Raw genomic sequence first — 13,199 nt, forward strand, 5'->3', positions numbered from 1 at the left:
ACAGCATCGATCCCGTCCGAGGTGACCATCGTCACCTCGGGCGGGATCATGCGTGCGCCGTCTGACGCGTCGAGCTCCGTCAGTAGCTGAGGTCGGGGAGGAGGAGCCCTCCGACGATCGCGACGAAGCCGAGGCCGATGAAGGCGAGCGAGACGAGCGTCGCGCCGGTGACGCGGAGCAGTGTCGACGTCCGACGGTGACGACGGTCCTCGAGCGACCCGACGCCGCGCGCCGCCCGGATCGCCCGCCAAGCGCTCGGAACACACCCGAGCACCGCGACGGCGGTCAGGATCTGCGCGATCCGGATGACGATCGCCGACGGCGCCGGTCCGTCAGAGATGAGCGCCTGCGCGACGACGGCCCAGAACGGTGCCGCGGCGATCAGAGCGAGGATCGATCCCCGCGTCCACCAGGTGAGCACGCGTCCACGTCGATCGGAGGATATGGGCTGATCGCGGCCCGCGCGATGCAGGGCTCCGAGCGGCCACGCGATCAGGGCGAGGACGAGGATGATCAGCGACAGGGCGGCGACCGTCGGGACCAGCGCGCGCTCGGTCGGCATGGGCTGCATCGTGAACGCCGGATCGAACCCGACTGCCGTGACGACGTCCCCGTCCGTCGCAGCGGCGACCCGGCGCTGACCGCCGATCTCCTGCCAGACCCACGGCTCGACCTCGGCGAAGCGGAGCGGCGTCCCGGCGCTGTCGGTGATCGCGGAGATCATGACCACCCCGTCCTGCTCGGCGGTGACCTCCACACTCGACAGGATGTAGAACAGGCGCACGAACGTCGATTCGCCTCGTCGCGACAGTTGGTACGTGCCGGCCAGTGCGGCGCCGTGGTCCGCCGCCGTCTCGACGGCCCCGGGGGCCGTGCGATCCTCGGGGAAGTACCGATCGGCGAACCCGGTCGTGATCGCATCGCGGATCGCCGTCGTTGAGTCACCGTTGACACCGGTGCTGTTGAGGGAGATGAAGATCCCGGCGTCGTCGTCGGGGTAGATCTCGAGCTGAGCGTGGAAGGCGGTCAGGTCGCCGGCGTGGCTGAGGACGCGGTGTCCGTTGCGGTCCCGCTCGAAGAAACCGAGGGTCATCTGTGGACCGTTCGCCAGGTTCCCCAACTGTTCCTCGCCGAGCGCCGGGGCATGCATCTCGTCGAGCGTCTCAGGGGCGAGGAGGGTGCGCCCGTCGGCGGCGGGGTGACCGAGCTGTGCGTTCATGAAGTTCGCCAGGTCTCCGGCGGTTCCGGTGACGGCACCCGCCGGCGACGGACTGACCACTTCGAAGGGCACCTCCGGTGATCCGGCGAACCGGTACCCGGCCGACATGTCCTGCTGCCGTTCGGGTGAAAGCGGCTGTTCGTACGTCGCGCCGTCCATGTCGGCTGCCTCGAGGATGTGCTCGGTGGCGTACTCCTCGAACGGTCGTCCGGTGACGCGTTCGACCACGTAGGCGGCGAGCCCGTTGGAGTAGTTGGAGTAGGACGGCGTGGTGCCCGGCTCGAACAGCTGCACGGGTGGATCGATGGACACCGTGTCGCGGAGGGGCTTCGGCACGGCGGGCGCCGAGGCGATGAGGCCGCCCAGCTGGTCCTCGAAGCCGGCGGTGTGCGTCAGGAGGTGACGGAGGGTGACGGGGGTGTCGAACGTCACCGGCAGGGTGAAGTCGAGGTAGGACTGGACGGGTTCGTCCAGATCGACGGCACCCGCTTCGACCTGCTGCATGACCGCGGTCGCCGTGATCAGCTTCGACACGGAGCCGATCCTGAACAGCGTCCGGTCGACGTCGACCGTCGCGGGCTCGGCCGTCCCGGTGGCGGCCTTCGACACGCCGTAGCCGCGCTCAGCCAGGATCTCACCGCCGCTCACCACCGACACCACGGCACCGGCGATCCCCTCGCGTTCGAGGGCGGCGGGCAGCATCCCGTCGAGCCACGCGTTCGTGTCCTGCGAGGTCAAGGACGCCGCCGCACTCTGAGGCGTCGCCTCGGCTGGTTCCACCGCCAGTGCCGATCCGGCGGCCGGTGCGGCACCGCAGGCGATCGCCCCAGCGACCGCGAGGGCGAGCATCCGCCATCCCCGGGATCGAGGAGCCGTCAGGACAGGGCGGCCGGATCCGCGATGGGTGTCGTTCACAGAAGTCAGTCGACCATCATTCATCCCCCAGTGCCAAAACGAGGCCTGAAAGCGGTAGGGGGTCCCTCCTACGCCGACCTGGCTGCAGGATGATCAGTCGGATCGCCGGTCGACGGCAGGAAATATGATAACGATTTCGTCACCGGTGTCGCATGCAGTGCTCTTGTGCGAAAAGGCGGGCGCTGAACCCTTGCTATCTGGTTTGATACCGCTATCATGAAGACACGCGCAGACGTCGAGGTCGGTGCTGAAAGCAGGAGTACACCGTGGTTTTTTCGCTCACCGAGAGCTCCGAGACGCCCACCCCGGAACAGCAGAGCATCGACTGGAACGCCGGTCGAATCCAACTGACCGTTGAGTTGCCCCAGAACGCCGCCCCGCACCTGCGACGCGTCGCCACGACCGACGGGACCGTGATGGAGTTGCCCGCCGGTTTGCCGCTCGTCGACGTGCTGCTCCTCTCGGTCGGTCACAGCCCGGCGAGCAACCGACTCGTGCACGGTTCCAGCGGCGACTCACTGCGCTACGTCGAGCACGAGCTGCAGACCGACCGAGCTGGCGAGACCCTCCTGGTGCGTTGCTCGACCGGCATCGACGGGCTCCAGCTGACGGCGTCGTACTTCGTCCCCGCGGGGACCACGGTGATCCGGAGCACGACACTGTTGGAGAACACGGACGTCGACGCCGAGTTCATCGTGCGTACCCTGCCCAGCTGGTCGAGTTACCTGGGGTATCCGAGCGGGCGCTCCGCCGATGCCCGTTCGTGGGAACTGGTCTCCGGCGTGAACGACTGGCTCGCGGAGGGACGCTGGGAACGGCGCCCCCTCGACGGCTTCCTCCTTCCCGACCTCGCGGCATCGCTCACGGGACACAATCCGCGCGGCTCGATCTCGGTCGCCTCCGACGGCACCTGGTCGACGGGGGCGAACCTGCCGGTCGGCGTCGTCGAGTCGGCGACGTTCGGTGCTGCCTGGGGCTGGCAGATCGAGCACAACGGTGCGTGGCGATGGGAGCTGGGGGAGGACGACGCCGACGTGTACCTCGCCCTCTCCGGCCCCACCGACATCGACCATCAGTTCACCCGTGTGCTGCGTGCGGGGGAGCGGTTCGAATCCGTCCCGGTCGCGGTCGCGCTCGGAGCCGACGCTGAAACGGTCATCGGTGAGCTCACCCGCTACCGCCGGGCCGTCCGACGGGACCATGTCGACAACACGGCGATGCCCGTCATCTACAACGACTACATGAACACGCTGAACGGTGATCCCTCGACGGAGCTGCTGCTTCCGCTGATCGCCGCAGCAGCCGAAGTGGGTGCGGAGATCTTCTGCATCGACGCCGGCTGGTATGACGACGGTGGTGACTGGTGGAACTCCGTCGGCGACTGGACACCGTCACAGGTCCGGTTCCCGGGAGGGTTTGAGGAGGTCGTCGACGCGATCACGGACGCCGGGATGGTCGTCGGTCTCTGGCTCGAGCCAGAGGTCGTCGGAGTGCGCAGCCCGGCCGCGGAGCGATTGCCGCGGGACGCCTTCCTCTCGCGCCACGGTCAGCGCATCGTCGAACACGAGCGGTACCTGCTGGACTTGCGGCACCCGGCAGCCCGCGCGCATGTCGACGAAGTCGTCGATCGCCTGGTGGGCCGATACGGCGTCGGCTACTTCAAACTCGACTACAACGTCACGCCTGGTGCAGGTCCCGACCGGTACGCGGACAGCGTCGGTTCCGGGCTGCTCGAGGTCAACCGGGCCCACCTCGCCTGGCTCGACTCGGTCCTCGACCGACACCCGGGCCTCGTCCTCGAGAACTGCGCGTCCGGAGCGATGCGCAGTGACTTCGCCATCCTGTCGCGGCTGCAGGTGCAGTCGACGTCGGACCAGCAGGACCCGCTGCGGTATCCACCGATCGTCGCCTCCGCACCGATGGTCATGCTTCCGGAGCAGGCGGCCAGCTGGGCCTACCCGCAGCCGGAGATGGATGAGGAAGCAGCTGTCTTCGCTCTCGTCACCGGCCTGCTCGGGCGCTTCTTCCTCTCCGGCTACCTCAATCGGATGTCGAGTCAGCAGCTCACCGTCGTTGCTGAAGCCGTCACGGTCGCGAAGGAGCTGCGCACGCACATCGCCACGGCGACTCCGGCGTGGCCGCTCGGCCTCCCGGAATGGGACGATCCGGCGGTCGCGCTCGCGCTCGTGGCGGAAGGTCGCACGGTCGTCGGGATCTGGGACCGGCAGGGCGACTCCGCGGTCCAGCTCCACCTGCCCCGGCACGTCGGTCGACCGATCGCCGTCAGCACCCTCTTCCCGGCGGGCCTGCCCGCCTGGGAGCACCACTGGAATCCGGAAACCGGAATCCTGAGCATCGCCAACGCCGCACCCGGGCCGGCGGCGCGGTTGATCTCGATCGGCCCGGCCTCAGCCTGACCCCCTCTCCTTCCCGGAGGCACCAAACACAACTAGCCTCAACCCCGAGGCGCCTGAAGAAAAGGTTGGACGTTCAATGAAGAATTCCTGGAAGGCCGTCGTCGCGACGGCCGCAGTCGCAGCGGTCGCGCTGACCGGCTGCTCGGACCCCTCCGCCGGCGGTGGCTCGGACGCACCCGCCTCGTGGCCGGCGCAGGACACCAAGCTCGACGGCACCACCCTCACCATCTGGGCCGCCCAGAACTCGAACAAGACGCCGGAGAGTGTCATCAAGGGCTTCGAGAAGCTCACCGGCGCGAAGGTCGAGGTCGTCACGATCCCCGATCCGTACGAACAGGGGATCCAGACCAAGGTGGCCACTGGCGACAAGCCGGACCTCGCCTTCTGGCAGCCGACCGCCTCACAGCTCACCGCGCTGAACGCGAAGACGAACCTGCAGTCGCTGGACGGCGCTCCGTGGGTCGAGAACTACGACGCGAACTTCGCCGACCTCACCGGCCTGCTCGACGACACGCGGTACGCGGCACTCGTGTCGAGCCCCGCGGTCGAGGGTGTCTACTACAACAAGGAGGTCCTCGCGAAGGCCGGCGTCACCGAGACCCCGAAAAGCTTCGAAGAGCTCGTCGAGCTCGGTCGCGGGCTGAAGTCGCAGGGCGTGACCCCGTTCTACGAGATGGGCGATCCCGGCTGGTCCACCCAGTGGTGGGTCCAGGTGCAGCTCGCAGACGCCGCCGCCGACGGTCTCTGGGACCGCGTCAACGCGAACGAGGAGAAGTTCACCGACCCGACCATCCAGGGCGCGGTCGACACCTACAAGGGCCTGATCGACGAGGGTCTGTTCAACGAGAACATCAAGACCTCGACCTTCGAGGATCAGGGCGACGCCCTCCTCGCCGGTGACGCGGCCATGGTCGTGCAGGTCAACTCCTTCTTCAACCAGCTGCAGGCGAAGGCGGACACCGCTGAGCTCAACGACAAGATCGGCTTCTTCCCGATCTCGCCGAAGGGCAACGTCGGCACCTTCATCCCCGACCAGAGCAACGCCCTCGTCGCCTTCAAGACCGGCGACGAGAAGCGTGAGGCAGCGGCACGTCAGTTCCTCAGCTACTGGCTCGGTGACGGCTACCAGGACTTCATCGACACCCAGTCGACGCCGTCGCTGCTGAAGGGGGCCACCACGCCGGACACCGTTCCGCAGGCGCTGCTCGACGTCCACGCGTCGATCAAGGACTCGGTCGGTTCCATGCAGGCGCTGGCCGTCGCCAACCCCGATCTCTGGATCAACCTCACCAACATGATCCAGGGCACCATGACCGCCACCGAGGTGACGCAGGCCACGCAGGAGCAGTTCGAGCAGCTTGCGAAGGCCCAGGGCGTCTCCGGGTTCTGACCGGCAGCAGCCCGGGTGGCGATCGTGATCGCCACTTTCCTCAGCCGCCGGGTCCGAGACACCCCTCAGGTCTCGGGCCCGGCTCCCAACCCGTACCACTGCAGCCCCGCACCGGCGCGAAGGAATCACACATCATGGCAACGACAACGTCCGTCCTCCCGAAGCCCCGGCCGGTGAGACTCGACCCGCGCGGGGCGACGGCGCGGCAGAAGCAGGACCACCCCGCGTGGTTCATCGCACCGGCACTCCTGGTCTTGGTGGTGTTCTTCTTCGTCCCGACGATCTTCAACTTCGTCTACGCCTTCACCGACTGGTCGAGCTTCAAGTCCGAGATCAACTTCGTCGGGTTCTCCAACGTGCAGGACCTCCTCTCGAACGGCACGCTGCTGCGGGACCTCCGCATCACGCTGGTGTACGCACTCCTCGTCGCCCTGTTCCAGAACCTGTTCGGCCTCATCCTCGCCCTCCTCCTCGAGCGCGACACCCGCGTCAACCGGATCGCGCGCGTCGCCTTCTTCGTCCCCGTCGTGATGTCGGCACTCGCGGTCGGCTACGTGTTCCAGGCGCTGTTGAAGCCCGAGGGCGGCCTCAACCAGGTGCTCAGCGCCCTCACCGGCACGTCGGTGACGACGGCGTGGCTCGGCGACACCACCTGGACGATCGTCGTCGTCGCCCTCATCCACTCCTGGAAGTGGATGGGCCTGTCGATGCTCATCTACCTGGCAGGGCTCAAGACCATCAACGAGGATCTGAAGGAGGCGGCTCGCCTCGACGGCGCGGGCTGGTGGACCACGTTCCGCACCATCGTCTTCCCGCTCCTCGCGCCGGCCGTCACCTTCAACGTCGCGACCTCGCTCCTCGGATCCATGAACGGATTCGACATCGTCCAGGCGACCACGGGTGGCGGGCCGGGTGGGAGCACCGAGCTGCTCAACATCTTCGTGTTCCGCACCTTCGGCCAGGGGCTCTTCGCCCAAGCGACCACCATGAGCCTCGCGCTCTTCCTCATGGTCGCGATCCTCGCCTTCCCCGTCATCCGGTTCCTCCGCAAGAGAGAAGACGTCCTGTGAGCACCCTCACCACCAGTCGCGCGACCGCGTCCGCCGCCGCCTCCTCGCGGCCCGTCCGTCGACCGGTGCACCGGTCCTGGAAGCACCTCGTCCAACCTGTCGTCGCCCTCACGGCGGTCGTCACCCTCCTGGGCGTCCCGTTCTACCTGGTGGTCATCACCGCCGGGAAGTCGCAGGAGGAGGCGTTCGACCCCAACCTGGTGCCGCCGACGAACTGGCAGCTGTTCGAGAACTTCGGGCAGGTGTTCACCCAGGGGAACATGGCACCGGCGTTCTTCGGCAGCCTGCTCATCATGGTGCCCGCGGTGGTCGGCGTGCTGTTCCTCGGAGCGATGGCGTCGTGGGTCCTTGCGCGTCGCTCGAGCCGCGTCATGGCGATCGTCTACGCCCTCGCGATCAGCGGCATCGTGCTTCCACCTGCGGTCGTCACCGTCGTCCTGCTGCTGCGTCAGATCGGCTTGGCCGGCACCGCCGTCGGCATGATCGGCGTCTACATGGGCAGCCCTCGTCGCGGTGATGAGCATGGTGTCCGTCGCGACCTCCGACTGGCACAGCGTCAACCCGAGGACCCTGCGCGCCATGCGCCTCGGCGAGACCGTCGGCATGGCGGCCACGGTCGTCGTGGTGGTCCTGACGCACAATCTCGCGATCGGCGTCGTGGTCGGTGTGATCGCCGCGATGGTCGTGTTCGCGAGCGAGGGTGCTGACCGGAGCGGCACGCGTGAGCGACGAGAAGCGCGAGCGGGTCGAGCGGGCGATCAAGACGCTCAACTTCCGGCCCAGCGCCGCCGCACGAGCCCTCGTGGCACGGCAGCCCAAGATGATCGCCGTGTTCGCGGGCGACACCTCGCGCTACGGGTATGCGGAGACGATCCGCGGTATCGAGGAGAGCGCCCGCAAGAGCGGCTACCTCGTCTCGATCACCAAGGTGGAGGACAACGCCGAGGATCGCCTCGACGATGCCGTCGACCTCGTCCTCGGGCAGAGCATCGCCGGGATCATCGTCCTCAAGTTCGACCCGGCAGGTGTCGCCGTGCTGAAGCGGCTACCCGAGGACATCCACACGGTCTCCATCTCAGGCGTGCGCGAGAAGGGGGTGCCGCAGGCCCTGCTCTCGGAGTCCGCGGCCGCACAGAAGCTCATCGCCCATCTCCTCGACCTCGGCCACGACACCGTCCACCACGTGCGTATCCCGCCTCGGCATCGAGGGGACTGACCGCTGCTGTCGGTGAGCCACGGCGGATCCACACGCCGGGTAGGTGCGGTCCGTCTCCGGCTACGAGCGTTGGGACTTCCTGTCACTCACGCTCGGAGACGTGCGGATCGGGCAGGTGTACACCGATGTCAACGGTGCAGCGAAGATCACCCTCCGCGTGCCGACGGATACGGCGGCGGGGAAGCTGAGCCTGGCGGCGACGGGGAGTTCGGGAACGCCGTCCGCCGCTGTGACACTGAACGTGACCCGCTGACGGGCCGCCTGCTGGGCGCCGAGAGACCACGCTCGCGGCGCCCAGCACACGTGATCCCGGCTCAGTCGAGCGGGACGCCGAAGTCGCCCGCGATGCCGGCGAGACCGGTGGTGTACCCCTGGCCGACGGCGCGGAACTTCCACTCGCCGTTGTGGCGGTAGATCTCCGCGAAGAGCATCGCCGTCTCCTGCGAGGCGTCCTCGGTGAGGTCGTAGCGGACGATCTCCTGCTGGTCCTGGTCGAGGACCCGGCAGAAGGCGTCGCGGACCTGGCCGAAGTTCTGGCGGCGGTTGTCGGCGTCGTGGATGGAGACCGCGATGACGATGCGGGCGACGTCGGGCTCCACCGTGCGGAGGTCGATCGTGATCTGTTCGTCGTCGCCGTCACCCTCGCCGGTGCGGTTGTCGCCCAGGTGGACGACGGAGCCGTCGGGGGTCGACATCTGGTTGTAGAAGATGAAGTCGGCTGAGGAGCGGATCTTGCCGTTCTCGGCGACGAGGATCGCGGAGGCGTCGAGGTCGAACGCGACGCCGACGGTGGTCCGCGGGTCCCACCCGAGACCGACCGTGGCGATGGTCAGCCCTGGGCTGGTCTTCGTGAGCGAGAGGTTGCTGCCTTTGGAGAGGCTGAGGCCTGCCATGGGTGTGTTCCTTCGAGAGTGCTCGGTGATGTTCGAACCTCCATCCTGCCTTGTTCCGGCTGAGTTTGGAGTGGGTTGCGGTGCATCGACCCGGAATCCCTCGGTGGGTGGGCAGCAGCGATCAGGCGTCGTCGGTGTCGGGGGAGCCCGTCGCCACGACCTCGTCGAGCGGGACCTCCTCGCGTGCGACCGCGGCCGCGACATCGCCGAGTCGTCGCTGCCGGGACCGGGCGTACTGCCGGATCATGCCGAACGCCGTGTCCATGTCGACGCCCGCCGCCCGAGCCAGGTACCCCTTCGCCTGTTCGATGGCGACCCGGCCGTCGAGCGCGCGCTGGAGCTGCGCGGTGGCGAGCGTGGCGTTCTCGATCGTCCGCTGCTGGAGGAGGCTGATCGTCGCGACATCGGCCAAGGCCTGGGCGGCGCGGGCGTCGGCACCGTTGAGGGCCCCCTCGGTCTCGCGGAACAGGTTCAGCGACCCGACGATGGTGTCGCGGAGGCGCAACGGGATCGCATGGACGCCGATGTACCCGCTCGCGTTCGCGGCCTCCGCGAACCTCGGCCAGTAGGCGTGGAGCTCGGCAGCCGTCTCCACCGTCACCAGGTGGCCCGAGGTGACCGCGGCGATGCACGGCCCCTCACCGGCGTTCAACTGGAGGAGCCCGAAGAAGCTGCTGCGCTCGCTCGTGGAGGCGACGACGCGCAGGGTTCCGTCCCGGTCGGCCAGATGGATCGCACCGGCCGCGGCGTCGAACAGCTCCACCGCGCGATCGACGAGGATCTGCAGGAGCTCGACGACGTCGTAGTCGTCCACGAGGCTGTCGGCGAGGGTCACGAACGTCTCGACGAGCCGTGCTTCGCGCGTGTGGTCCATGGGTGGGTTCGTCCTCATCTGTTGATCAGCGGATCCACGGTAACCGAGCGGACGGCCATCCGCATGGTCCGGTACGCTCTGGCGGATGCGGAATCTGGACTGGGACGGCCTGCGGAACGTCAGGGACCTCGGCGGCTTGCCGACACCCTGGTCGTCCACCGGCTCCACACGCCACGGGATGGTGGCGCGGGGTCCCCGACGCGAGCTGCTCACCGCGGAGGGATGGGACGCGGCGATGGCGTGGGGCCTGCGGTCCGTCGTCGACCTCCGCAGCGCCGATGAGACGGGTGCACGCGCGGCGGACCCGGACGTCCGTCCTCCGGTGGACCTCACGATCACCCTGGCGCCGACCGAGGATCAGACCCGTGCGGAGTTCCGCGAGGTGTGCCTCCCGATCCTCGACTCACCGGAGTACTGGCAACACAACGTGCGTATCCTGCCGGAGCTGGTCCGCGGCGCTCTCGAGGCGATCGCCTCATCCCAACCCGGCGTCCTGGTCCACTGCGCCGCAGGCCGTGACCGCACCGGCCTGGTCAGCGCGCTGCTCCTCGCCAATGCCGGCGTCACCGAGGACGCGATCGTCGACGATTACGCCGACTCGGTGCGCGCGATGGCGGGGACGGCGCCTCACGGCGGCCCGACCCACGATCGCCAGGCATCGTGGACGCCGGAACAGGTCGACGCCTTCCTCGCGGAGGTGACGCCGCACGTCCACGCTTTCGTCGCCGACGCGGACGGCGTCTTCGACACCCTGTGGGTCGACGCCGAGACTCGCACCGGCTTGCGTCGTCTGCTCCTGCCGTGACGGCACCAGGCCGGCTCGGATGCCGTCCTGCTACGGTCCTAGCGGATCGTCATCCGCTCCCGTCAGTCACCTCACCATCGGAACAGGAACTTCACCCGTGCAGAAGATCGCCGTCGTCATCGTCGTCCTCCTCGTCCTCTGGGCGGCCCTCTCCATCGCCGGATTCGTGCTGAAGGGCCTGTTCTGGCTCGGGATCGTCGGCCTCGTCCTCATCGTCGGCACCATCGCGGTCGGCGCGGTGCAGCGCTCGCTGAACAACCGCCGCTAGGCCCGGCACACCGGATCGGTCTCCGGCCCAGCCGCCACGACCACTACCGCGGCAGCGCTGCGAACCGCTCCGTCTTGTCCGTCGGGCCGAGGACGAGGAGCCGCTGGCCGGCGGTGAGGACCGTGTCGCCGGTCGCGTAGGTCCACCGGTCGTCCTGGCGGACGGCGACGACGGTCACGCTGAACCGGTCGCGGATGCGCGCGGCGGTCAGCGTCTGCCCGACGACCTCTGCCGGAGCGGTCGTCTTGGCCATGACGAAGTCCTTCTCCACCGCGAGGAAGTCGAGCATCCCGCCGCCGCGGACGAGGTGCGCCACGCGACGCCCCATGTCGGACTCCGGGTAGACGACGTGCTCGACCCCGATCTGCTCGAGGATCAGGCCGTGCTGCTCGCTGACGGCCTTCGCCCAGATGTTCGTGGTGCCGCGGCGCTTGAGGAGCGACGCGGTCAGGATGCTCGCCTGCAGGTCGGTGCCGATGGCGATCACGACGCGGTCGAACTCGTCGATGCCGAGCTGGTCGAACACGCCGTCACGGGTGGTGTCGGCACGCACCACGTGGGTGAGGACGCCGTTGAGCGACTGGACGATGTCCTCGTCCGTGTCGATCCCGAGGACCTCGGTGCCCGAGTCGACGAGCTCGACGGCGAGGGCACGCCCGAACCGGCCGAGGCCGATGACGACGACGGACTCGACGCCACGCTGACGCTTGTTGCTGAACGGTCTAGCCAATGATCGGACGCTCCTTCGGGAGTTCATACAGACGGTTCTCGGTCCGGAGCGCGAGCGCGGAACCGAGGGCGATGGGGCCGATGCGGCCGACGAACATGAGGACCACCAGGATCAGCTGCGCGGCGACCGGTAGGGAGGCGGTGATGCCGGTGGAGAGCCCGACCGTCGCGTACGCGGAGATGACCTCGAACAGGACGCGGTCGAGGCTGTAGTCGGTCATCAGCATGATCGCGGCCGTGGCGCCGACGACGAGGCCGACGGACAGGAGCGCGACGGTGATGGCCTCCCGGTGCGTCGACCGTGGGAGACGCTTGCCGAACATGTTCACCGCCGCACCACCGCGCAGCTCGGTCACGATGATGAAGAAGAGCACCGCGAAGGTGGTGATCTTGAGTCCGCCGGCGGTGCTCGCCGGGCCACCGCCGATGAACATGAGGATGTCGGTGACGAGCCACGTGACCGGGTGCATCTGACTGACGTCGAGGTTGTTGAACCCGGCGGTGCGGGGGAGGACGCCGGCGGTGAACCCCGCGAGCAGCCGATCGGCCGGAGCGAGCGCACCGAGCGTCGCCGGGTTCGACCACTCCAACGCGGTGATGAACCCGCAACCGAGGACGAGGAGGATCACGGTGCCGACGACGACGGTCATGGTGTTGAGCGTCCACCGCGAGGGCGTCCTGAACCGGCGGCGCAGCTCCAGGATCACGCCGAAGCCGAGCCCGCCGAGGATGACCGCCGCGCAGATCGTCAGGGAGATCCACGGGTCGGTCGCGTACCCCATGATGCTGTCGCTGAACAGGGCGAAGCCGGCGTTGTTGAATGCCGACACCGCGTGGAACACGCCGAACCAGATCGCGTCGCCTGGTGCCCAGCCGTAACCGATCATCCATCGCAGGGCGAGGATGGTGGCGCAGAGGACCTCGACCCCGAGTGCGATGAGGATGACCCCGCGCAGGACCCGGCGGACGTCACCGATCGCGAGCGTGTGGGTCTCGCTGACCGCGGTGAGTCGCGTCCGCAGGCCCAGCCGCCGGGCTACGAGCAGGCCGAGGAGCGTCGCGAACGACATCACCCCGATGCCGCCGATCTGGACGAGTGTGAGGATGACGGCGTGCCCGAACGGCGTCCAGAACACGGGGGTGTCGACGATGATGTGTCCGGTGACACAGATGGCGCTCGTCGCGGTGAACAGCGCCTCGATGAGGTTCGCGCCGCCCGGGCCGGTCTTCGAGATGGGAAGCATCAGGAGCAGGGTGCCGACGAGGGTCGCAGCCCCGAACGCGATCGAGATGACCTGGACGGGACGCGCGGCGGCGAGTTGCCCACGGCGGCGGGCTCTGCCGCCGGCCGACCTCGATCCGTCTCTCGCCACCCGAGAACCATAGCGGCCAGTGCGGCTCGT

General features: G+C 68.3%; 13 protein-coding genes. 8 read left to right on the plus strand and 5 right to left on the minus strand.

The window, feature by feature from the left end; translation table 11 throughout:
* Nucleotides 1-79: 79 nt before the first annotated feature.
* Complete coding sequence (locus tag AC5JOC_RS02720) at nt 80-2,068, minus strand: serine hydrolase domain-containing protein (protein WP_494245214.1); 1,989 nt, start codon at nt 2,066-2,068, stop codon at nt 80-82.
* Between the two features lie 332 nt (nt 2,069-2,400).
* On the opposite strand from AC5JOC_RS02720, the gene AC5JOC_RS02725 reads away from it, so the two are divergent.
* The 6 genes from AC5JOC_RS02725 to AC5JOC_RS02750 all read left to right on the plus strand — a co-directional run bounded on the left by AC5JOC_RS02725 (nt 2,401) and on the right by AC5JOC_RS02750 (nt 8,480).
* On the plus strand, nt 2,401-4,551 hold the full coding sequence (locus AC5JOC_RS02725) for a glycoside hydrolase family 36 protein (protein ID WP_494245216.1): 2,151 nt from the start codon (nt 2,401-2,403) through the stop codon (nt 4,549-4,551).
* A gap of 76 nt (nt 4,552-4,627) precedes the next feature.
* Nucleotides 4,628-5,941 carry an ABC transporter substrate-binding protein gene (locus tag AC5JOC_RS02730; protein ID WP_494245218.1) on the plus strand — a complete coding sequence of 438 codons (1,314 nt, stop codon included), beginning with the start codon at nt 4,628-4,630 and terminating at the stop codon, nt 5,939-5,941.
* A 134-nt stretch (nt 5,942-6,075) separates the two neighbouring features.
* A complete protein-coding gene (locus tag AC5JOC_RS02735) occupies nt 6,076-7,011 on the plus strand; it encodes a carbohydrate ABC transporter permease (RefSeq protein WP_494245220.1) in 936 nt (311 codons plus the stop codon).
* Nucleotides 7,008-7,718, plus strand: a complete 711-nt coding sequence (locus AC5JOC_RS02740; RefSeq protein ID WP_494245222.1) for an ABC transporter permease family protein — start codon at nt 7,008-7,010, stop codon at nt 7,716-7,718. Before AC5JOC_RS02735 ends, AC5JOC_RS02740 begins: the two co-directional genes overlap by 4 nt.
* 14 nt (nt 7,719-7,732) lie before the next feature.
* Nucleotides 7,733-8,227 carry a helix-turn-helix transcriptional regulator gene (locus tag AC5JOC_RS02745; RefSeq protein WP_494245224.1) on the plus strand — a complete coding sequence of 165 codons (495 nt, stop codon included), beginning with the start codon at nt 7,733-7,735 and terminating at the stop codon, nt 8,225-8,227.
* A gap of 43 nt (nt 8,228-8,270) precedes the next feature.
* Nucleotides 8,271-8,480 (plus strand): hypothetical protein, encoded by a 210-nt coding sequence (locus AC5JOC_RS02750; protein ID WP_494245226.1) that lies wholly within the window; start codon nt 8,271-8,273, stop codon nt 8,478-8,480.
* A 61-nt stretch (nt 8,481-8,541) separates the two neighbouring features.
* Here AC5JOC_RS02750 and AC5JOC_RS02755 read toward each other — a convergent pair whose 3' ends face one another.
* The gene (locus tag AC5JOC_RS02755) at nt 8,542-9,120 is read right to left on the minus strand and encodes a TerD family protein (protein ID WP_079704718.1); all 579 of its coding nucleotides are present in this window, start codon (nt 9,118-9,120) and stop codon (nt 8,542-8,544) included.
* Between the two features lie 121 nt (nt 9,121-9,241).
* Nucleotides 9,242-9,994: an ANTAR domain-containing protein gene (locus tag AC5JOC_RS02760; protein WP_494245228.1), complete on the minus strand. Its 753-nt coding sequence runs from the start codon at nt 9,992-9,994 to the stop codon at nt 9,242-9,244.
* Nucleotides 9,995-10,079: 85 nt separating this feature from the next.
* Here AC5JOC_RS02760 and AC5JOC_RS02765 point away from each other — a divergent pair, with 85 nt between their 5' ends.
* Together AC5JOC_RS02765 and AC5JOC_RS02770 are read left to right on the plus strand one after the other, a co-directional pair.
* Entirely contained in the window at nt 10,080-10,799 is a 720-nt protein-coding gene (locus AC5JOC_RS02765) for a tyrosine-protein phosphatase (RefSeq protein ID WP_494245230.1), read from the plus strand.
* A gap of 97 nt (nt 10,800-10,896) precedes the next feature.
* Entirely contained in the window at nt 10,897-11,067 is a 171-nt protein-coding gene (locus AC5JOC_RS02770) for a hypothetical protein (RefSeq protein ID WP_192004800.1), read from the plus strand.
* 43 nt (nt 11,068-11,110) lie between these two features.
* Here the strand turns inward: AC5JOC_RS02770 and AC5JOC_RS02775 are convergent, their stop codons facing one another.
* Both AC5JOC_RS02775 and AC5JOC_RS02780 read right to left on the minus strand, forming a co-directional pair.
* A complete protein-coding gene (locus tag AC5JOC_RS02775) occupies nt 11,111-11,797 on the minus strand; it encodes a potassium channel family protein (protein WP_240043972.1) in 687 nt (228 codons plus the stop codon).
* Entirely contained in the window at nt 11,790-13,169 is a 1,380-nt protein-coding gene (locus AC5JOC_RS02780) for a TrkH family potassium uptake protein (protein WP_274499154.1), read from the minus strand. Before AC5JOC_RS02780 ends, AC5JOC_RS02775 begins: the two co-directional genes overlap by 8 nt.
* Between the last annotated feature and the right edge of the window lie 30 nt (nt 13,170-13,199).

The sequence above is a fragment of the Plantibacter sp. genome, from assembly GCF_059073635.1.

Coding starts and splice junctions, on each gene's coding strand:
- AC5JOC_RS02735 (WP_494245220.1), top strand. CDS start 6,076: ATGGCAACGACAACGTCCGTCCTCCCGAAGCCCCGGCCGGTGAGACTC.
- AC5JOC_RS02730 (WP_494245218.1), top strand. CDS start 4,628: ATGAAGAATTCCTGGAAGGCCGTCGTCGCGACGGCCGCAGTCGCAGCG.
- AC5JOC_RS02760 (WP_494245228.1), bottom strand. CDS start 9,994: ATGGACCACACGCGCGAAGCACGGCTCGTCGAGACGTTCGTGACCCTC.
- AC5JOC_RS02765 (WP_494245230.1), top strand. CDS start 10,080: ATGCGGAATCTGGACTGGGACGGCCTGCGGAACGTCAGGGACCTCGGC.
- AC5JOC_RS02755 (WP_079704718.1), bottom strand. CDS start 9,120: ATGGCAGGCCTCAGCCTCTCCAAAGGCAGCAACCTCTCGCTCACGAAG.
- AC5JOC_RS02720 (WP_494245214.1), bottom strand. CDS start 2,068: ATGCTCGCCCTCGCGGTCGCTGGGGCGATCGCCTGCGGTGCCGCACCG.